The 18,679-nt window shown below is 73.4% G+C and carries 15 protein-coding genes; 4 read left to right on the top strand and 11 right to left on the bottom strand.

The features are described 5' to 3' along the window. Positions 1-23: 23 nt before the first annotated feature. Together treZ and ABZ635_RS17790 are read right to left on the bottom strand one after the other, a co-directional pair. Positions 24-1,817 (bottom strand): malto-oligosyltrehalose trehalohydrolase, encoded by a 1,794-nt coding sequence (gene treZ / locus ABZ635_RS17795; RefSeq protein WP_357766036.1) that lies wholly within the window; start codon positions 1,815-1,817, stop codon positions 24-26. A gap of 121 nt (positions 1,818-1,938) precedes the next feature. Further along, positions 1,939-2,787, bottom strand: a complete 849-nt coding sequence (locus tag ABZ635_RS17790; RefSeq protein WP_357766030.1) for a putative RNA methyltransferase — start codon at positions 2,785-2,787, stop codon at positions 1,939-1,941. A gap of 139 nt (positions 2,788-2,926) precedes the next feature. Between ABZ635_RS17790 and ABZ635_RS17785 the strand changes: the two genes are divergently transcribed. After that, on the top strand, positions 2,927-3,760 hold the full coding sequence (locus ABZ635_RS17785; protein WP_357766027.1) for a MerR family transcriptional regulator: 834 nt from the start codon (positions 2,927-2,929) through the stop codon (positions 3,758-3,760). 99 nt (positions 3,761-3,859) lie between these two features. Here the strand turns inward: ABZ635_RS17785 and ABZ635_RS17780 are convergent, their stop codons facing one another. The 4 genes from ABZ635_RS17780 to treY are packed head-to-tail and all read right to left on the bottom strand — an operon-like array spanning position 3,860 to position 8,629. Continuing rightward, entirely contained in the window at positions 3,860-4,312 is a 453-nt protein-coding gene (locus tag ABZ635_RS17780; RefSeq protein WP_357766025.1) for a thioesterase family protein, read from the bottom strand. Continuing rightward, positions 4,309-5,298, bottom strand: a complete 990-nt coding sequence (locus tag ABZ635_RS17775; protein WP_357766022.1) for a 3-hydroxyacyl-CoA dehydrogenase NAD-binding domain-containing protein — start codon at positions 5,296-5,298, stop codon at positions 4,309-4,311. The genes ABZ635_RS17780 and ABZ635_RS17775 overlap by 4 nt, the downstream gene beginning before the upstream one ends. A gap of 29 nt (positions 5,299-5,327) precedes the next feature. Then, positions 5,328-6,224: a 3-keto-5-aminohexanoate cleavage protein gene (locus tag ABZ635_RS17770; RefSeq protein ID WP_357766021.1), complete on the bottom strand. Its 897-nt coding sequence runs from the start codon at positions 6,222-6,224 to the stop codon at positions 5,328-5,330. Positions 6,225-6,283: 59 nt separating this feature from the next. Next, on the bottom strand, positions 6,284-8,629 hold the full coding sequence (treY, locus tag ABZ635_RS17765) for a malto-oligosyltrehalose synthase (RefSeq protein ID WP_357766018.1): 2,346 nt from the start codon (positions 8,627-8,629) through the stop codon (positions 6,284-6,286). A 302-nt stretch (positions 8,630-8,931) separates the two neighbouring features. On the opposite strand from treY, the gene pstS reads away from it, so the two are divergent. Then, positions 8,932-10,074 carry a phosphate ABC transporter substrate-binding protein PstS gene (gene pstS / locus ABZ635_RS17760; protein ID WP_357766014.1) on the top strand — a complete coding sequence of 381 codons (1,143 nt, stop codon included), beginning with the start codon at positions 8,932-8,934 and terminating at the stop codon, positions 10,072-10,074. A gap of 45 nt (positions 10,075-10,119) precedes the next feature. On the opposite strand, the gene ABZ635_RS17755 is transcribed toward pstS, so the two are convergent. The 5 genes from ABZ635_RS17755 to ABZ635_RS17735 all read right to left on the bottom strand — a co-directional run bounded on the left by ABZ635_RS17755 (position 10,120) and on the right by ABZ635_RS17735 (position 16,259). Then, entirely contained in the window at positions 10,120-11,787 is a 1,668-nt protein-coding gene (locus ABZ635_RS17755; RefSeq protein WP_357766012.1) for a glycosyltransferase, read from the bottom strand. Positions 11,788-11,883: 96 nt separating this feature from the next. Then, positions 11,884-12,054: a hypothetical protein gene (locus tag ABZ635_RS17750; RefSeq protein ID WP_357766009.1), complete on the bottom strand. Its 171-nt coding sequence runs from the start codon at positions 12,052-12,054 to the stop codon at positions 11,884-11,886. Between the two features lie 89 nt (positions 12,055-12,143). Further along, the gene (locus tag ABZ635_RS17745) at positions 12,144-13,151 is read right to left on the bottom strand and encodes an NlpC/P60 family protein (protein ID WP_357766007.1); all 1,008 of its coding nucleotides are present in this window, start codon (positions 13,149-13,151) and stop codon (positions 12,144-12,146) included. A gap of 473 nt (positions 13,152-13,624) precedes the next feature. Beyond that, complete coding sequence (locus ABZ635_RS17740) at positions 13,625-15,523, bottom strand: S9 family peptidase (RefSeq protein ID WP_357766004.1); 1,899 nt, start codon at positions 15,521-15,523, stop codon at positions 13,625-13,627. A gap of 274 nt (positions 15,524-15,797) precedes the next feature. Next, positions 15,798-16,259 carry an Rv3235 family protein gene (locus ABZ635_RS17735; RefSeq protein ID WP_357766001.1) on the bottom strand — a complete coding sequence of 154 codons (462 nt, stop codon included), beginning with the start codon at positions 16,257-16,259 and terminating at the stop codon, positions 15,798-15,800. A gap of 156 nt (positions 16,260-16,415) precedes the next feature. Between ABZ635_RS17735 and ABZ635_RS17730 the strand changes: the two genes are divergently transcribed. Continuing rightward, a complete protein-coding gene (locus ABZ635_RS17730) occupies positions 16,416-17,222 on the top strand; it encodes a glycerophosphodiester phosphodiesterase (RefSeq protein ID WP_357765998.1) in 807 nt (268 codons plus the stop codon). A 17-nt stretch (positions 17,223-17,239) separates the two neighbouring features. Next, a complete protein-coding gene (locus ABZ635_RS17725) occupies positions 17,240-18,625 on the top strand; it encodes an MFS transporter (RefSeq protein WP_357765995.1) in 1,386 nt (461 codons plus the stop codon). Positions 18,626-18,679 lie beyond the last annotated feature (54 nt).

The raw sequence follows: 18,679 nt of genomic DNA, 5'->3' as shown, positions 1-18,679 counted from the left end.
GTCGGCGGGCCCGCCGACCCCGCTCACATCCGCAGGACGGCGAACGACTCCTCCGGGACGGTGACCGTACTCGCCTCGATCGTGGCTCTCCCGGAGTCCAGCACCACCGCGCGCGGCTCGGCTCCCAGATCCACCGCGGCCTCCCGGTCGCCGAGGTTGCACACCAGGCGCAGCGATCCCCGGTGCAGGGTGAGCACACGTCCGTCCCGGTCGGCGTCCACGCGGAACCGGTCCAGGCGCGGGTCGGCGAGCTCGGGTTCGGCGCGGCGCAGGGCGATCAGGGCCCGGTGGACCTCCAGCACGCGCGCGTGCGGTTCCCGCGACGGTTCGGTCCAGTCCAGAACGGCGCTGTCGCGGGTGGCCGGGTCCATCGGGTCGGGGACCTCCTCCTCCGCCCAGCCCAGGGCGGCGAACTCGCGGCGGCGGCCGCGCCGCACCCCCTCGGCCAGGTCGGGGTCGGCGAAGGACGCGAAGAAGGGCCAGGGGGTGGTGGCCGCCCACTCCTCCCCCATGAAGACCATCGGGGTGTAGGGCGAGCACAGGACCAGGGCGGCACCGCAGGCCAGTAGGCCCGGCGAGACGTGCTCGCCCATGCGGTCGCCCCGGGCCCGGTTGCCGATCTGGTCGTGGGTGCCGAGGTAGCCCAGGAACCGGCTCCCGGGCAACCGAGCGGTGTCGACCGGGGCTCCGTGGCCGCGTCCCCGGAAGGTGGAGCGGGTCCCGTCGTGCCAGAACACGCGGCGCAGCGTCTCGGCCAGGACCGAGGGGCCCTCGAAGTCGGCGTAGTAGCCGTGGTTCTCCCCGGTGAGCGCCACGTGCAGGGCGTGGTGGAGGTCGTCCGACCACTGCGCGGTCATGCCGAGCCCGCCCGCCTCCCTGGCCAGGACGGTGCGCGGGTCGTTGCGGTCGGACTCGGCGACCAGGGACAGGGGGCGTCCCAGACCGGTGGCGAGCGCCTCCACCTCGGCGGAGAGTTCGGCGAGCAGCGGCACCGCGCGGTCGTCGCGCAGGGCGTGGACGGCGTCCAGGCGGAGCCCGTCCAGGTGGTAGTGGCGCAGCCAGTCCAGGGCGCCGTCGAGAACCAGCCGCCGGACGGGGTCGGAGTCGGGGCCGTCCAGGTTGAGGGAGGGCCCCCAGTCGTTCTCCCCGGAGAAGTAGGGCCCAAAGCGCGGCAGGTAGGCGCCCGAGGGGCCAAGGTGGTTGTAGACGACGTCCAGGAGGACGGCCAGACCCCGGCGGTGGCAGGCGTCGACGAACGCCTTGAGGGCGTCGGGGCCGCCGTAGGGGGCGTGGACGGCGGACCACAGGACGCCGTCGTAGCCCCAGCCGTGGGTGCCGTCGAAGGCGTTGAGCGGCAGGAGTTCGACGTGGGTGACGCCGAGGTCGGCCAGGTGGTCGAGGCGGTCGGCGGCCGCGGTGAGGGTGCCCTCGGGGGTGAAGGTGCCGACGTGGAGTTCGTAGACGACGCCCCCGGCGAGCGGCCGACCGGTCCAGGTGTGGTCGCTCCAGGTGTGGGCGGTGTGGTCGAGGACCCGGCTGGGCCCGTGTACCCCGTGGGGCTGCCACAGGGAGCGGGGGTCGGGCAGGGGTTGGGGGTCGTCGTCGAGGAGGTAGGCGTAGGAGGTGCCGGGTCCGGCGCCCTCCACCCGGGCGTGCCACCATCCGTCGTCGGCGCGTTCCATCGGGTGGTCGGAGCCGTCGGCGCGTACGCGTACGCGCTCGGCCCGGGGCGCCCAGACGGAGAAGTCGCCGCGCACACCGCGCCCAGGAGTGTGAGGCGCGGTGTCGGCGTGACTGGAGTGCGGGGTGGCGGGCATGACCGGTTCGTTCACGGGGAGTGGCCTACCCCGGTACCCCGCGCGCCACGCCGACCGGTCCACGGGCCCGCGAGGGCGGCGCCCCGACGGGATGCGCCCGAGCCACCGCCCCGGCCGCGCCCTACGGGGACCTGAGGTAGGTGCCCAGGCGCACCGAGGCGGTCGTGGCGAACGGCTCGGGTAGCTCGGCGACGCGCCCCGCGAGCTCCTCGGGGGTCACGTGCCGGGCGCTGGGCCCCATCCCCACCACGGTCCGGACGTCCTCGTGCTCCAGGTCCATCGTGAAGCGCAGCTCCCGGGTGGCGACGGGGGTGAAGTGGCCTTCCAAACTCTGGGCCAGGCGTTCGTCCTTGCGGGGGTCGACGTCGAGCAGCCCCAGGGCCGCGCGGGGTTCGGTCAGGTGGTCGGGGGCCGGGGTGACCACCAGCAGCACCCCGCCGGGCCGCAGGATTCGGCGGAACTCGGCCGCGTTGCGGGGGGCGAAGACGTTGGTCACCGCGTCGGCGGTGTGGTCGGCCAGCGGCAGGCGGCGCCAGGAATCGGCGGTGACGGCTCCGCCGCGCGGGTGCGCGCGGGCGGCCCGTCGGGCGGCGAACTTGGAGACGTCGGTGGTCAGCCCCACGGCGTCGGGAAGCTCGTCGAGAATGCGGGTGAGGTAGTGGCCGGTGCCGCCGCCGACGTCGACGATGACGCGGCGCCCGGCGAGCTCCTCGGCCAGTGCCCGGGCGAGGGGGTCGTAGTGGCCGCGCTCCTGGAAGCGCTGGCGGGCGGCGACCATCTCCCTGGTGTCACCGGACCCGGGCGGGGTGGCGCCGGTGAGCAGGCTCGCGTAACCCTCCCGGGCGACGTCGAAGCTGTGGCCCCGCGCGCAGGTGAGCCCCTGGTCCAGCGGGAGCGCGCAGACGGGGCAGGTCAGGGAGGCCGCCAGGGCGGCGGGCATGCGCAGCTCGGGGCCGGTCTTCTTCGTCATGATCACGGTCAGCCTACCGAGCGCGGGGCACCGCGCGGCCCGGGCCGGTTCCCACCGCCCGGCGAGCCCGAACTCCGACTCCGTCGGTCGTGTCCGCGCACGAGTGCGAGCCGCGCGGCCGGGCGGATAGCTTGTGTTCATGGGTGAGAGGCCGGTGCGACAGCCGACGAGTCGAGGCGGCGCGGACGATCGGGCCACGACCGTGGGAGTGGTCGCCTCCCTCCTGGGGGTCACGGTCCGGACGCTGCACCACTGGGACGAGATCGGCCTGGCCCGCCCCAGTGAGCGAAGCGCGGCGGGCTATCGGATCTACACGGCCGAGGACGTGGCCCGTATCCACCGGGTGCGCGTGTACCGGGACCTCGGGGTCTCGTTGGAGGAGATCGCCCGGCTGCTGGACGCCGACGCCGAGGAGGCCGCGCGGTCCCTGCTCCACCAGCGGGACCGGTTGCGCGGGCGCGTTCGCGAGCTGGAGCGGATGGCGGAGGCCCTGGACCGCCTGGCCCGGGCCAGGCAGGAGGGCGTGCTGCTGTCGGCGCGGGAGCAGGTCGACGTCTTCGGCGCGCACTGGCAGCCCTCCTGGGCCGCCCGGGCACGCGAACGCTGGGGCGCGACCCGCCAGTGGGCGCAGTTCGCCGAGCGGGCCGCGAACCGCACCGCCGAGGACTGGCGGCTGGTCGCACAGCGGGTCAGGACACTCGACGCCGACCTGGCCGAGGCGGTACGCACCGGTGTCGCACCGGCGAGCACGGAGGCGAACGCCCTGGCCGAACGGCACCGCGAGTCGATGGGCGCCTACTTCGACTGCACACACTCCATGCAGGTGATCCTCGCCCAGACCAACGTGGACGACCCGGGGTTTCGGGCGCACTACGACGGCATCGCCCCCGGGCTGGCGGTGTGGCTGCGCGACGCCGTCAACGCCAACGCCCGCGCGCACGGCGTCGAACCGGAGAACGCGCTGTGGGAGTGACCCGCACCGTCCGGCATCGGCCGGGCTCATGACGTCCGGGCGCGTTCACCGGTCCCGCCGGGACGGACCCCGCCCCGCTCCCACGTCCCGACGCTCCGCCTAGGAACCGACGGAGCGGCCCGCGTAGTCGGGGGCGGGTTCGGCGAGGGCCGCCAGGCGGGCGGCCACCTCCTCGGGGAAGGGCACGGCCCTTCCTCGTTCCTGGTCGACGTGGAGCGCCATCAGCTCCTCGGTCGCCACCAGGGCGCCCGCCACCAGCATCTCGTGGCAGATCCGTACCTTCCTGCCCACGGGGCGGCCGGGTTCCGGTCCGACCACCCGGGTGCGGACCCGGACCTCGGCGTCGGCACCGACCTCCAGCAGGTACCGCACGTGCGCCTCGACGGTGTAGAGCGAGCAGCCGGACGCGTCGCGGTAGGCCGCTCCCAGACCGACCCGGTCCATGAGGGCGTCGGTCGCGAACCCGAAGAGCAGGACGTAGTAGGCCTCGCTGAGGTGACCGTTGTAGTCGATCCACTCGGGCCGCAGCCGCCGGGTGAGGGTCGTGTTCACGCGCCGCCTCGCGTTCGCTCGGCCGCCTCGGCCCGTTCGACCTCCGCCAGGGCGCGCGCCACCGCGATCAGACGCCGGTCGCGCTGGGCGACGAGTTCGGCGGTGGAGCGCCCGGCCACGACCTCGTCCGTGCCCGCGACCATGCGGTCGCGCAGCTCAGCGGTGAGTTCGGGGGCCTCCAGGCGGGTCCACGGCTCCTTCAGGGACGGCCCGAAGTGGTCGAGCATGTGCGCCATCCCGCCCTCTCCTCCGGCCAGGTGGAAGGTCAGGCAGGGCCCGAAGAAGGCCCAGCGCAGACCGGGCCCGCTGGTCATCGCCCGGTCGATCTGTTCCACGGTCGCCTCACCCTCGGCGACCATGTGCAGGGCCTCGCGCCAGGCGGCCTCCTGGATGCGGTTGCCGATGAATCCGGGAAGCTCGCGGTCCATGCCGATCACCGACTTGCCCGCGACCCGGTAGAAGTCCGCGGCCCAGTCGACGGCCCACCCCCGGGTGCGTTCTCCGCCGACGACCTCGACGAGGGGCACCAGGTAGGGCGGGTTGAAGGGGTGGCCGACCACGAGCCGCTCCGGGGTGCGGGCGGCCACCTGCATCTCGCTCATGCCGTAGCCGGAGGTGGACGAGGCGATGACCACGCCCGCCGGGGTGGCGGCGTCGATCTCGGCCAGCAGGCCGATCTTGAGGTCGAGGCGTTCGGGGGCGCTCTCCTGGACGAAGTCGGCGTCGGCGACCGCCTCGGCCAGTGTCGCCGCGACCGTCAGGTTCTCCTGGGCGGCGCCCTCGGCCAGTCCGAGCTCCTCCAACGCGGGCCAGGCCGAGGCGACCAGGGCGCGCAGCCCGTCCTCGGCTCCGGGGTCGGGGTCCCAGGCGACGACCCGGTAGCCGCGGCCCAGGAAGTGGGCGACCCAGCCGCCGCCGATGACGCCCGCACCGACGCAGGCGACCGTGCGCACGTCCTCGGGGGTGGTTCTCACGTTCTCCGACATGGTGCTCCTCAAGGGGGTGAAGGGGGAGGTCAGGCGCCGCGGAGCTTGAGCATGGCGCGGGTCTCGGCCGGTGTGGCCACCCGGGCGCCGAGCCCCTCGATGAGGGAGACCGCCCGCTCGGTGAGTTGGCCGTTGGTGGCCTTCACCCCCCGGCTCAGGTACAGGTTGTCCTCCAGACCCACCCGGGCGTGTCCGCCGAGCAGCACCGACTGGGCCACCCAGGGCATCTGTCCGCGACCGATGGAGAAACTCGCCCAGTGGGCGCCCTCGGGGAGCAGGTTCACCATCGACAGGAGCACGCCGGGGTCCGACGGCGCCCCGTAGGGGATGCCGGTGCACAGCTGGAACATCGTCGGGTCGTCGATGAGGCCCTCGGCGTACATCGTCTTGGCGAACCACAGCTGGCCGGTGTCGAAGATCTCCAGTTCCGGGCGGACCCCGAGTTCCTGGATGCGCCGGGCGCCCGCCCGCAGCATGTCCGGGGTGGAGACGTAGACCTGGCTGCCGTCCCCGAAGTTGAGGCTGCCGCAGTCCAGGGTGCAGATGTCGGGCAGCAGCTCCTCCACGTGCGGGAGCCGGTCCAGGCCGTTGACCAGGTCGGTACCCTCCTCGAACCGGAGCGGGTCGTCCTGGCCGAGGACGAGGTCGCCGCCCATGCCCGCGGTGAGGTTGATGACGATGTCGACCCCGGTCTGGCGGATGCGGTCGACGACCTCGCGGTACAGGGCGTTGTCCCGGGAGGGCGCGCCGGTCTCGGGATCGCGGACGTGGATGTGCACCGCGCTGGCTCCGGCCCGCGCCGCCTCCACCGCCGACGCGGCGATCTCCCTGGGGGTCACGGGTACGTGCTCGCTCCGGCCGACGGTGTCTCCGGCGCCGGTGAGGGCGCAGGTCAGGATGGGTGTGGGGTTGAGGGTGTCGCTCAAGGGGGCTCCTTCTCGGTGATGGGGGACGGAGCCGGAGCCGGGCCGGCTCCGGAAGGGCTCTACCGCCGGACCAGGACGGCCACCGGGTAGTGGTCGAGCACCTCCGACAGGCGGGCGGTCGTGAGGCCGTCCACGCGTTCGGGGGCGAGCGTGCGGCCGGTGAGGCGGTCGGTCCACTCCCCCGGCCCCGAGGGCAGGGGCAGCACCGTGTCGGCCCAGCCCCCGGCGTCGGCCAGGGTGATCGGCAGGCGGGTGGCCACCACCGCCAGGCCGGGCTCGCGGGTTCCCCGGGCGGTGCGCGCGAAGGCGAGGGCGTGCCCCGCCGAGGGCCCCTGGGCGGCCAGCGGAAGGTAGCCCGTGGGGCGCAGTTCCCGGCGGGCGCGCAGGCAGGTCCGGACCACGTGGAGCTTGGCGGCCCCAGTGTCGTCCACGGGCGGGCGCCACCCCTGTTCGAGGCGGTCCAGAAGCGCGGCGCGGACCGCGTGGTCCACGGGCCTGCGGTTGTCCGGGTCCACCAGGGACAGGTCCCACAGCTCGGTGCCCTGGTAGACGTCGGGCACGCCCGGGCCCAGCAGCTGGAGGGCCTTCTGCCCCAGGGCGTTGCTCCAGCCCGGCTCGCGCAGGGACTCCGCCAGGGCCGCGACCTCGGCGTACAGGCCGGTGTCGGCTCGCAGCCGCTCGGGCCACGAGCGGACGCGGTCCTCGAAGTCGGGGTCCGGAGCCGTCCACGAGGTGCCCAGCCGCGCCTCGCGGGCCGCCTTGAGCAGGTAGTCCACCAGGCGCTGGTCGCTCAGCGGCCAGGCACCCAGGAGGGTCTGCCAGCCGAGGAGGTCGAGGGAGGGCTCGGGCAGCGGGACGCGTGCGCTCCAGCGGCGGACGGCGTCGGCGAACTCGGCGGGGATCTCCGAGAGGACGGCCAGCCGGGCGCGCACGTCCTCTGAACGCTTGGTGTCGTGGGTGGAGAGCGCGGTCATCGTGTGCGGTTCGGCCGCCTCACGGCGCAGGTTGTCCTCGTGGAAGGCGTCGGGCGCCACACCGAAGCGGGCGGGGTCGCCGCCGACCTCGTTGAGGGCGACGAAGCGGGTCGCCCGGTAGAACGCGGTGTTCTCGGTGCCCATGGCCACCACCATGCCGCTGGTCTGCTGGACGCGGCGGGCGGTCTCGCCGTGCGGGTCGTCGCGGACGGTGCGGTCCAGTGTCTTGAGGACCGGCTGGAGGTCGGGGCGGCGCTCGGCGGCGGCGCGCACGGCGCGGAACCAGGCCGGCTCGCCCTCGGGCAGGTAGGAGCGGTACACGTCGAAGGCGGTGAGGAGCTCGGTGACGGCCTCCTCGGCGCCCTCGGCGGCGGGCAGTGTCGCCGCGATCCTGCGGACCTCCGTGCGCAGGAGCTCGTTGGCGGCGTGGGAGCGGGCCTGGTGGTCGACGGCCCCGGTGTCGGTGGGCACGCCGAGGTCGCGGGCCAGCGACGTCAGGACGGGTTCGGCGTCGGAGTCGACGAACACCCCGCAGACCGTGCGTAGGGCGTCGTATCCGGTGGTCCCGGCCACCGGCCAGGAGGCGGGGAGGGTCTCTCCGGGCGCGAGGACCTTCTCCACCACGATCCACCCGGGGAAGCGTTCGGCGAGGCGGCGCAGGTAGCCCCCGGGGTCGCTGAGCCCGTCCACGTGGTCCACCCGCAGCCCGTCCACGCCCCACCGCAGGATCTCGGCGTGGGCGGCGTCGAAGACCCCGGGGTCCTCCACACGGACGGCGGCCAGGTGGTCGACGTCGAAGAAGCGGCGGTAGTTGAGTTCGCTGTCCCCGCGCCGCCAGGAGACCAGCCGGTAGTGCTGGCGTCCGTGCACGTCGGCGGGGTGGTCACCGGGGGCGTGGGTCCCCGGGGCCAGCGGGAAGCGCAGGTCGAAGTAGACCAGGTGGCCGTCGGTGAGGGTGAGCTCGGACAGGGCCGCGCGGCCGTCGTCGCCGTCGTCGGCCAGGACCGGCACCAGGATGGGCCCGGAGTCGTGGTCCAGGTCGAAGCAGCGGGCGTACACGGAGTCCCGTCCGTGTTCGAGGACGTCCCACCACCACGGGTTGGCGTCGGGGCGGGCCACCGACATGTGGTTGGGCACGATGTCGGCGACCACGCGCACGCCGAGCTCACGTGCCCGCTCCAGGAGCGCGGAGAGCGCCCGTTCGCCTCCCAGCGCCTCGGAGACGCGTGTGGTGTCCACCACGTCGTAGCCGTGGTCCGATCCGGGCGCCGCCGCGAGGAGCGGAGAGAGGTAGACCGCGCCCACTCCGAGCCGGTGCAGCTGGTCGAGGAGGGCCGTGGCCTCGGGGAGGCCCAGACCCGGCCCCAACTGGAGCCGGTAGGTCGACGTGGGTGCCTGGGGGCCGTTCGGGCCGGTGCTGTGCGCGCTCATCACCCAGGATCAGTGCCCGGCCGTTCGGCGTGTCATACCTGTCCTGCGCCACCCGTGTCGGAAGGCCCGGCCCGGCAGCCTTCACCGGCGGAGAACCCCTCGTTCACCTCCCGTCCACCCGGCGTCCTCCGGGCCGCCACGGACACGTCCGGTTCCGCACACACCCGCGTTGGGGAAGAGCGTCCGACAATGGTTAAATTCATCGGCGGTCTTCCGTCACCAGCGACGACGCGCCGGGAACCGGCGGCCGGTGGTCGCCGGTGCCGAGGCCCACCGACTCCGACGAAGGGGATAGAAGCAGCGTGCTCCCGTCCAACAAGCGCACCCGCACCCAGCGCCGTCCCAGCACCCGCCGGGGCGCGGCCGCCTCGGCCGCGCTGGCCGGACTTCTGCTCGCGTCCACCGCCTGCGGCAGCGACGACGCCGTCCAGGGGGCGGGGCCCGAGGTCCCCGACGACCTGGAGTGCTTCTCGGGGAGCCTGCACGGTTCCGGGTCCAGTGCCCAGGAGAACGCGATGACGACGTGGATCGCGGGCTTCCAGTCGGCCTGTGAGGACGCTCGCATCTACTACGACTCGATCGGCTCGGGCGGCGGCCGCAACCAGTTCATCGACGGCGCGGTGACCTTCGCCGGGACCGACGCGGCGATGGACCCCGAGGAGAACGCGGACGCCGTGTCGCGCTGCGGGGGGTCCGACACCATCAACCTGCCCGCGTACGTGGTGGCGATCGCGGTGGTGTTCAACCTGGACGGGATCGAGCACCTCAACCTGTCCCCGGACACCCTGGCGATGATCTTCAACCAGGACATCACGCGCTGGGACGACCCGCGGATCGCTCAGGACAACCCCGACCTCGATCTGCCGGACCTGGCGATCACGCAGGTCAACCGGGCCGACGACTCCGGTACGACGGAGAACTTCACCCGTTACCTCGCCAAGGCGGCCCCCGACGCGTGGCCGCACGAGGCGGGCGGCCAGTGGCCGATCACCCCGCGCGAGTCCGCGCAGGGCAACAGCGGCATCGCCGACACGGTCTCGCGCGCGAACGGCGCGATCGGGTACGTGGAGATGTCCCACCTGCACGGACTCCCCGCCGCGAGCATCGGCGTGGGCGACGAGTTCGTGGACATCGCGCCGGAGGCGGCCGCCAAGGTCGTGGCGGACTCCCCGCGCCGCGAGGACAACACCAGTGAGTTCGACCTGGCCCTGGACCTGGACTACGGCACCACGGAACCGGGCAGCTACCCGTTGGTGCTGGTGAGCTACGAGACGGTGTGCCTGGACTACCCGGACGCGGGCGAGGCCGAGCGGGTCAGGGCGTTCCTGCGGTACGTGGTGAGCCCCGAGGGCCAGGAGGCGGCCTCGGAGGAGACGGACTCGACTCCGGTCAACGACGCGCTGCGCGAGGACCTGCTGGCGTCCATCGACGCGATCGGCTCCTAGCGGGGGCGGTGGCCCCCGGGCGCGTCACCGAGGTGGCGCGCCCGTCTACGTGCCCCCGTCCGGGTCGTCGTCGGGCATCTGGCGGCCGCACGCCCGGCAGGCGCGGTGCCAGAGCCCGCGCAGCCGGGCGCGTACCGACCCGCGCGGGCGGGGGCGGCGCCAGCGGCGTCGGGTACGCCCTGTCCCAGTGCCGTCGTCCCCCTCTTCGGCCGGTCCGTCGGGTTCGGGGTCGGCGGGCACGGGCAGGAGGGTGTCCGCGGCGGCCCGGGGCGGTGGCGGGACGGACCGGTGCAGGGTCAGATCGGTGAGCGTGCCCTCGCCTCCGTGGATGCGGTAACGGCCGTGGAGCTCGGCGACCACGTCGGCGAGGTCCTCGTCCTCGCCGCACACCCGCATGGCCCGGGCGAGCGCGCGGGTCCGCCAGAGCCGCACCCCCGCGTCGCGGGTGGGCGAGGCGGCCAGGAACAGTTCGGTGAGTCCGGCGCGGGCGCGCTCGGCGCTGGCCAGCAGCCGCGACAGGGCGAGCTCGCCCAGCCCCCACGCCACGGGTACCTGGAGCAGGAACGGCGAGGGGAATCCGGTCCTGGGAGCGGAGGCGGCGAAGGAGATGCGCGGCTCGCGCAGGTAGTTGGCCTGGATCAGGCGCAGGTCGAGCTGGGGCCCCTCGAAGGTGCCCGGGGCCGCCCCGACGCCCTCCCAGTCGGCGACCAGGGTGACCGCGAGGTCGGTCTCGGTACCGCCGAGCAGCCGGTCCACGCACCCCCGGACCAGGTCGTAGGGGGCGCCTGCGACGTCCACCACGGCGTGGACCAGCGGGGTGCGGCGTCGGGCCTCGGGGACCCGTTCCCGGTAGGCGTGCGGGTGGGGCATGAGCTCCGCGAGGACCTCGGTGCGGAAGCGCTCGGAGGGCAGGCGGGTGCGCGCGGTGGAGGCCGCGCCCACGTGCCAGGCGGTGGCGGCGCGTTCGGGGACCATGACGGCTCCGGCCTGCCAGAGCCGGTAGCCGAACTCGGTGTCCTGGCCGAGGTCGAGGTCGGGGTCGACCCCGCCCGCGGCTTCGTAGAGGCTGCGCCGGACCCCGGCGGCGGCACCCAGGTAGGCGTGGAATCCGAGGTGGTCGGCGTCGCGCAGGTCGTCGCTCTGGTCGAGCAGGTGCTCGATCCAGTCGTGGCGGCCGCCGGTGTCCGGGGCTCCTTGCGCGTCCGCGGCGCGTGCCGTGGCCAGGACCGCGTCGGGTTCGTGCGGGTCGGTGTCGCTGAAACGGACGCGGCCGAGGGTGACGCACTCCGCGTGGGCGTGGTGCCAGCGCGCCTGGGCCTCGACGAACTCGGGGCAGACGACCATGTCGGCGTCCATCCACATGAGGACGTCGCCGGTGCTGGCGTGGGCTCCGTAGGCGCGTGCGTATCCGGCGCCCCAGCCGCCGTCGGGCGCGGCCACCACGCGGCAGCGGCGGGGCCGGACGTCGGGGAGCGTGAGCGGTGGCGCGGAGTGGTCGTCCACGACCACGACCTCGAAGAGGTGTTCGGGATAGGTCTGGTCGGAGAGCGAGGCCAGTGCCAGGTCGAGCCGTTCCTGGCCGCCCCGCGCGGGGATGATGACACTGACGGTGAGTTCGGGTGTCCAGCGGCCGGTGGCGGGGGGTGTCAGCGCGCTCCAGTCGTTGCGGAACACACGGGTGGCGACCCGTTCCACCCGGCCGCGGTGGGACACCCCGTCAACATGAGACCCTACGTGCTTATTCAGTGACACAGAGTCACTATAGCGATGTTTCCCCACACAGAGTGAGTGTCACCCCGCGTCGCTGTGTCACCGGCCCTGTGCCTGGGACCTGAGCATCCGTACGCCCAACAGGACGACACCGGCGACCAGGGCGATCATGACGCCCCACACCAGCAGGCCGACGATCACCGACAGCAACCAGAAGAGGGCGACGACGACCGCGACACCGGCGGCGACCCTGAGAACGAGACGACCCATGCGCGGAAGAATACGCGGCCGCCGCCTCCGGCGGAACCCCGGTCCGCCCTCCGGGAGGGGGCGGACCGGGGAGCCAGCGCGGGAGCGCCCTAGCCGGGGCGGACGGCGCTGGTGAAGACACCGTCCCAGTAGGCGGCCAGGGAGACCTCCTCCAGAGGCTTCGACGGGTTCGATCCGTGGATCATCTTGCCGTTTCCGGAGTAGATGCCCACGTGGCTCGGCGCCGAGACGCTGTAGAAGAACATCAGGTCGCCCGGCTGGAGCTGGTCGCGCGAGACCGGGGTCCCCGCGTTGACCTGGTCGTAGGTGGTCCGCGGCAGGTTCACGCCCGCCTGGGCCCAGGCGGCCTGGGTCAGGCCGGAGCAGTCGTAGCCGTTGGGACCGGTACCGCCCCAGACGTAGGGCTTGCCGATCTGCGCGCGGGCGAAGTCGAGCACGGCCTGGACGTCGCCGGAGACGGCGACCGCGGCTCCGGCGGAACCGCCGTCCGTGCCCGTCCCGGAGTCCTCGCCCACGGTCGGGTCGACACCTCCCAGACTCTCCAGCACCTCGGCCTGCTCCTCCAGTGCGGCCTCCCCCTGGGCCACCGCCTCCTCGGCGGCCGCCAGGGACTGGGCCGCGGCCTCCTCGGTCGCCTCAGCCGCGTTGAACAGCTCCTCGGCGTTCTCGACCTCGGTCACGTAGTCGGCCAGGGTCGCCTGCTGCCCCTCGGACAGGTAGTCGAGGTCGGCGATGTTCTGGAGCGCGTTGTCGGCGTCGCCGCCGAACAGCACTCCCATGGAACTGTGGGTGGCGCCGGTGTAGGCGCCCTGCACGATCACCGAGACCTGGCCGGACTTGGCGTCCAGTTCCTCCTGGGCCTGGTCGAGCCGTTCCTGGAGGTCCTCCAGCTCGGCCTCGGTCGCGGCGTGGTCCTCCTTGGCCTCGTTGTAGTCCGCGTTCAGCCCGGAGAGCTCCTCCTGGAGTTCCTCGTAGCGTTCACGGGCCTCGGACTCGGTCTGGTCGGCCAGGGCCACGCCGGAGGACAGGACCACGGCGCCGAGGGCGACGAAGCCGACCGTCGTCAGGCGGCGGGTGGGTTCGGGGTTGCGAGTCACAGCACCGACTGCCTTTCTCCCACACCCGTTTACCGGCACGCGGGCATCCCGAAGGCGCGCCGAGGGACGGCGCGGGGATGCGTGGCGGAGGGGTACCGGCGGCGACGGGAAGGGTCGCGTGAAGACGCCGGGCGTCGTGACGGCCCCCGCTCCTGGGAAGAGGACAGCTGCTGAGCGGGGCGCAACGGCAGGCCGTACGCTGTCACCCTGGTGGTGACGAACCGGGGCGTTCCGACCTGGGGGAACACTAATTCATCCCTCGGACCGGACGCGACCCGTCCGTGACCTCCCGTTGGGCGACCCGCCCCCGCCGCCCCGGGGGCGGACCGGCCCGGAACCCCGCCGGGCGCGAGGGTGGCGTCGGGTCGATCCCGGATCGGGCGGTTCACGAACGGGTCGAGCGCGGACGTGACCGTGGCGCGTCTCACACCGCCAGCGGGAAGGGGTCGGACACCGGTGCCCGACCCCCGACGTCACAGGTGGCGGGCCCACCATTCGAGGATCGCCTCGAACCGGGCCACCCGGTGGCTGGGCAGCCCCGTACGCGACAGTTCGTGGCCCTCCCCCGGGAACAGCAGCATCTCGGTCTCGTGCCCGCGCCGCTTGAGCGACACGAACAGGCGCTGGGCCTGTTCCACCGGGCAGCGCCAGTCCTGCTCGGAGTGGATGATGAGAAACGGCCGGTCGATCCGGTCGGCGTGGCTGAGCGGGCTCTCCTTCGCCCAGGTCTCCGGCGGCCCGTACAGCGGCTCGGGGAAGTAGGGCCCGATGTCGGACGACCCGTGGAAGCTGTCGATCGCGTTGACGGCGCGCTCGCTGATGGCCGCCCGGAAGCGGTCGCCGTGGTGGGCCGCGATCCACGTGGTCATGAACCCGCCGTGCGAACCTCCCATGACGCCCACCCGTGAGGCGTCCAACCGCTCGTCGGTCAGTGCCTCGTCCAGGAGGGCGAGGACGTCGGTCGAGGTGACCGCGCCCACCGACCCGATGACCGCCCGCCCGTGTTCCTGGCCGTAGCCCGAGGAGCCGCGCGGGTTGCAGTAGACCACCGCGTACCCGGCCGCCGCGTACACCTGGGTCTCGTCGAAGAGCTGCCAACCGTACTGCGCGAAGGGTCCGCCGTGGATCATCAGCACCACGGGGTGCGGCCCCTCCCCCTCGGGCACCGCCACCCAGCCGTGCACCTCGGTGCCGTCGACGGTGCGGGCGGTCAGCTCGGTGACCGCGACGGGGTCCAGCTCGGGGTCGCCGAAGGAGGTCAGCCTCCGGGGCCCGTCGCCGGTGACCGCGTACAGTTCCCCGCTGTCGCGCTCCCCGGACGACGCCACCACCGTGACCCCGCCCGCGTGGTCGAAGGAGGTGACCTGGACGTGTCCGCCGTGGACCACGGAGCGCACGCCGCCGGGGGTGACCCGGTACAGCTCGACCGCGCCCCGGTTCTCTCCGGTGACCAGGACGCCCTCGTCGGTCACCCGGGGAGTCTGGACCATGCGGGGGTCCTCGGTCCCGGTCAGCCTCCGGGGAGGCTCGGTGCCGTCGAGCGGGACCGACCACAGGCCCGTCACCCGGCCCACGAAGTCGCCGAGGTCCGGGCCGAGCTCGTCGGCGAGGAAGTACACGGTGGCGCCGTCGTCGGCCAGGGCCGCCGCCCGCGCGCCCAGGTCGCCCCGGGTGATTCGGCGCGGCTCGGCGCCCGCCTCGGGGGCGCAGACCCACAGGTCGCGGACGAGGTCGGTGTCCCGGGTCGCGTGCAGGGCGGCGTCGAACACCAGCCCGGTACCGTCCGGGGTCCACAGCGGCCGTCCGTGGTCGGTGTCGCCGACCGTGACCTGGACCGGCTCGCCCGCCTCCCCCGCCGGGTCGACGGGGGCGCTCACGAACACCTGCTGGCGCCGGTCGTTGGTGAACCCGAAGTCGTCGTGACGGTACTTGAGCGCGGTCAGGCGCCGCGGCGGTTCCTTGTCGGGAGTGCCGTCCACGTACCGGCCCTCCTCGGGCACGCGCGCGTTGTAGGCCAGTCGGGTGGAGTCGGGGCTCCAGGTGAAGGCTCCGGCGCCGAGGGGGTGTCCGGTGATCCTCCACGGCTCTCCGCCGTCCGAGGGCAGCACGTGGATCTGCGGGCGCCGGTCCTCGTCGGGGCGCAGGAAGGCGATCCACCGGCCGTCGGGGGAGAAGAGCGGGGAGGCGTCGCGCTGCCCCCGGGTGAGTCTGCGGGCGGGCGCGGACCCGTCCGTGGGCACGGTCCACAGAGAGCCGAGGTAGGCGTCCTCCTCGAGGTCCGGGCGGGTCACGGCGAGGACCGCCCGGGCGCCGTCCGGGGACAGGGACGGTGCGCCGAGGGTGTGCAGGCGTGCGATGTCAACGGGTTTCATAGACGAGTGGCGGCCGCGCGGGGGCGCGATCCGCCGTCTCCTTCCCTTGGGTACGGGGATGCCGGTGACCGAAGGCGCCCCCCGGTCAGGGGGTCATCCCACCCCGGACCCTATCGACGCGCTATGGGTCGCATCCATAGGTCCTGTCCCCTTTGTGTGACGCGTTCGTCGGGGACGGCCCGCGACGCCGGGGCCGTACCGCGCCGCCCGGGCCCGGGGCCCACCGCCCAGCCCGCCGCTGGCGTGTGCGCTCCGTGCCCGGGGACGGCGGCCCTCACAGGGAGCCGTCGGTCTCCAGACGGGTGCAGACCCAGCGGGTCCCCTCCCGGCGCAGGCGGAAGGCGAAGACGCGGGAACGGCTGTCGCAGGAGATCACCGCGCTGGCCTCCACCCCGCCCGCCCCGAGCGGCTGGTGGAACACCCGGGTCAGCCGGGGCGCCATCGCGCAGTCCACCGTGCCGCGCAGTCGGCGCAGTTCCTCGCGGACGGGCACGGTCACGTGGTCGCGCAGCACCTCGGGGGCCCGCCTGCCCACCAGCACCTCGGCCATCTGCTGCGCCAACCTGCGGACGTCTCCCGGGGTGCGGTGACCGGCCAGGGGGGCCGACGCGCACCGTCCCGCGGTCATGCCCCGGCGCGGGGTCCGGGCGGGGGTGCGCACCGGCCGCCAGGGGTGGGCGGCGGCGCGGGCGCAGAGGTGGCGCCGACAGGGGTGACCGGGAGTGGCGTGCGACATGAACGATTCCCTTCCGGGGAGGAACGAGGACCCGACACCCTTCAAGGAGCACGGCCCCGGGTTCCCGTGCCACCTGGCATTCCAGCTTTCGCGCGACCGTCGACACGGCTCACCCTCGACGAGCGGCCCCCACCTGAGAACCGTCATACTTCAGGTGTGACTCACGCTTACCTTTCCTCCCCCGTGCCCGTCGCCCTCGCCCACCGGGGCGGTTGGCTCACCGACGACCAGGGCGTGCGCCGCACCGAGCTGGAGAACACGGCCATGGCCTTCCAACACGCCGTCGACCTGGGCTACGCGTACCTGGAGACGGACGTGCACGCCACCAGCGACGGCGTGCTCATGGCCTTCCACGACCGCACCCTGGACCGCACCACCGACCGGGCGGGCGCCATCGCCGCGCTGCCCCACCGCGAGGTGGCCCGGGCCCGGGTCGCGGGCAAGGAACCGGTCCCCCTGCTGGAGGACCTGCTCGGCGCCTGGCCCGGCACCCGCTTCAACATCGACCTCAAGGCGGACGGCGCCGTCGTGCCGCTCCTGGAGGTGATCCGCCGCACCAACGCCTGGGATCGCGTGTGCGTCGGTTCCTTCAACCAGAACCGCCTGGAGCGGGCCCGGCGGCTCTACGGCCCCCGGGTGGCCACCTCGTGCGGGCCCGCGGACGTGGCGCGGCTCCGCCTGGCGTCGCTGTCCCCGGTCCTGCGCCCCTTCGCCAGCCGCACCCCCGACTGCGCCCAGATCCCGTTGAGGCACGCCGGTTTCCCGGTCCTCAGCCGCGACGTGATCCGCACCGCCCACCGGATCGGCATGCAGGTCCACGTGTGGACCGTCAACGACACCGGGGTGATGGAGCGGCTGCTCGACGCGGGCGTGGACGGCATCATCACCGACAACACCGCCGGGCTGCGCGAGGTGCTCGTCCGGCGGGGCCGTTGGAACCCGCACGACCCCAGAACCGCGTAGAACGGATAGCCCCCTCCATGGCCACGACCACCGCGGACAACTCCCCCGCGTCCGACCCCGCGCAGCGCAGACGCGAACAGCGCGGCTGGTACACCTACGACTGGGCCAACCAGGTGTTCATCACCTCGGTGGTCACCGTCCTCATCGGCCCCTACCTGTCCGGGCTGGCCTGCTCGGAGGCGGGCGCGGCCGGGGACTGCTCCCAGCCCGGTCTCGTGCTGTACCCGCTCGGCGTCGAGTGGTTCGGCATGCACCCGAACTCGCTGCACCCGATGGTGACCACCCTCGCCGGGATCATCCTGCTGGTGATGCTGCCGGTCGTGGGAGCGCTCGCCGACCACACCCAGCACAAGAAGCGGTGGCTGTTCTGGCTGGCCGCCGCCGGGTCGCTGTGTGTCAGCGCGCTGTACCTCACCAGCGACTACCAGACGGCCGCGCTGCTGTTCGTCGCGGGCAACACCTTCTACGGCATGTCCCTGGTGGTGTTCAACGCCTTCCTGCCGGAGATCGCCACCGCCGACGAGCGCAACCGGGTGTCGGTGACGGGGTGGGCGCTGGCCTACCTGGGCGGCGGCCTGCTGCTCGCCGCGCACATGGGCCTGCTGGCCTCCGCCGAGTCCCTGGGGGTCTCCGAGGGGGACGCGGTCCGCATCGCCTTCGCGTCGGTGGGCCTGTGGTGGTTCCTCTTCTCCGTCATCGGCATTCGCCTGCTGCGCAACCGCTACGGCGGGCTCGCGGCGGAGCCCGGCCCGCCCAGGCTCGGCTCCTCGCTGCGACAGTACGGGCGCACCCTGCGGGAGATGCGCCACTTCCCGAACACGTTGACCTTCCTCCTCGCGTTCGTGCTGTTCAACAACGGCATCCAGGCGGTCATCTACTTCGCGGGCAGCTTCGCCAGCCAGGACCTCAACCTGTCCCTGGCGGTCCTGAGCGCCACCATCCTGCTCATCCAGTTCGTCGCCTTCGGGGGCGCGCTGCTCATGGGGTGGATCGGCCGCCGGTTCGGCACCAAGAACACGGTGCTGGCGAGCCTGGTCGCGTGGTGCGCCCTGGTCACCTGCGGCTACTTCCTGCCTCCCGACGACCCGGCGCTGTTCCTGCTGCTCGGGGCAGGCATCGGCCTGGTGCTGGGCGGCACCCAGTCGCTGGCCAGGGCCCTGTACTCGCTGCTCATCCCGCGCGGACGCGAAGCGGAGTACTTCAGCCTGTTCCAGCTGGCCGACCGGGGTTCGGTACTGCTGGGGGCGGCCTCGATCACGCTGGTCGTCAACCTCACCGGAGGCTTCCGCACCGCCATCTTCTCCTTGGTGGTGTTCTTCGTCATCGGCGGCGTGCTGCTGTGGCGCACGGACCTGAGGAAGGGCATCGAGGCGGTGGGCAACACCGTGCCGAACAACCTCTGACCCGTCACGGAACGTCGTCGGTCCCGGTGATACTGGGGGCCGACGACGTTCGTG

This window comes from Nocardiopsis sp. NPDC007018, from assembly GCF_040635075.1.
In the GTDB taxonomy this organism is placed as follows: Bacteria; Actinomycetota; Actinomycetes; order Streptosporangiales; family Streptosporangiaceae; genus Nocardiopsis.
Note: the sequence above shows the minus strand (reverse complement) of the source record. Positions and strands in the feature narration are given on the sequence as shown.

Excerpts from the sequence above, each read along its gene's own strand:
- ABZ635_RS17740 (WP_357766004.1), bottom strand. The coding sequence starts at position 15,523 with ATGAAACCCGTTGACATCGCACGCCTGCACACCCTCGGCGCACCGTCC.
- ABZ635_RS17750 (WP_357766009.1), bottom strand. The coding sequence starts at position 12,054 with ATGGGTCGTCTCGTTCTCAGGGTCGCCGCCGGTGTCGCGGTCGTCGTC.
- ABZ635_RS17735 (WP_357766001.1), bottom strand. The coding sequence starts at position 16,259 with ATGTCGCACGCCACTCCCGGTCACCCCTGTCGGCGCCACCTCTGCGCC.
- ABZ635_RS17790 (WP_357766030.1), bottom strand. The coding sequence starts at position 2,787 with ATGACGAAGAAGACCGGCCCCGAGCTGCGCATGCCCGCCGCCCTGGCG.
- ABZ635_RS17725 (WP_357765995.1), top strand. The coding sequence starts at position 17,240 with ATGGCCACGACCACCGCGGACAACTCCCCCGCGTCCGACCCCGCGCAG.
- ABZ635_RS17775 (WP_357766022.1), bottom strand. The coding sequence starts at position 5,298 with ATGTCGGAGAACGTGAGAACCACCCCCGAGGACGTGCGCACGGTCGCC.
- treZ (WP_357766036.1), bottom strand. The coding sequence starts at position 1,817 with ATGCCCGCCACCCCGCACTCCAGTCACGCCGACACCGCGCCTCACACT.
- ABZ635_RS17785 (WP_357766027.1), top strand. The coding sequence starts at position 2,927 with ATGGGTGAGAGGCCGGTGCGACAGCCGACGAGTCGAGGCGGCGCGGAC.
- treY (WP_357766018.1), bottom strand. The coding sequence starts at position 8,629 with ATGAGCGCGCACAGCACCGGCCCGAACGGCCCCCAGGCACCCACGTCG.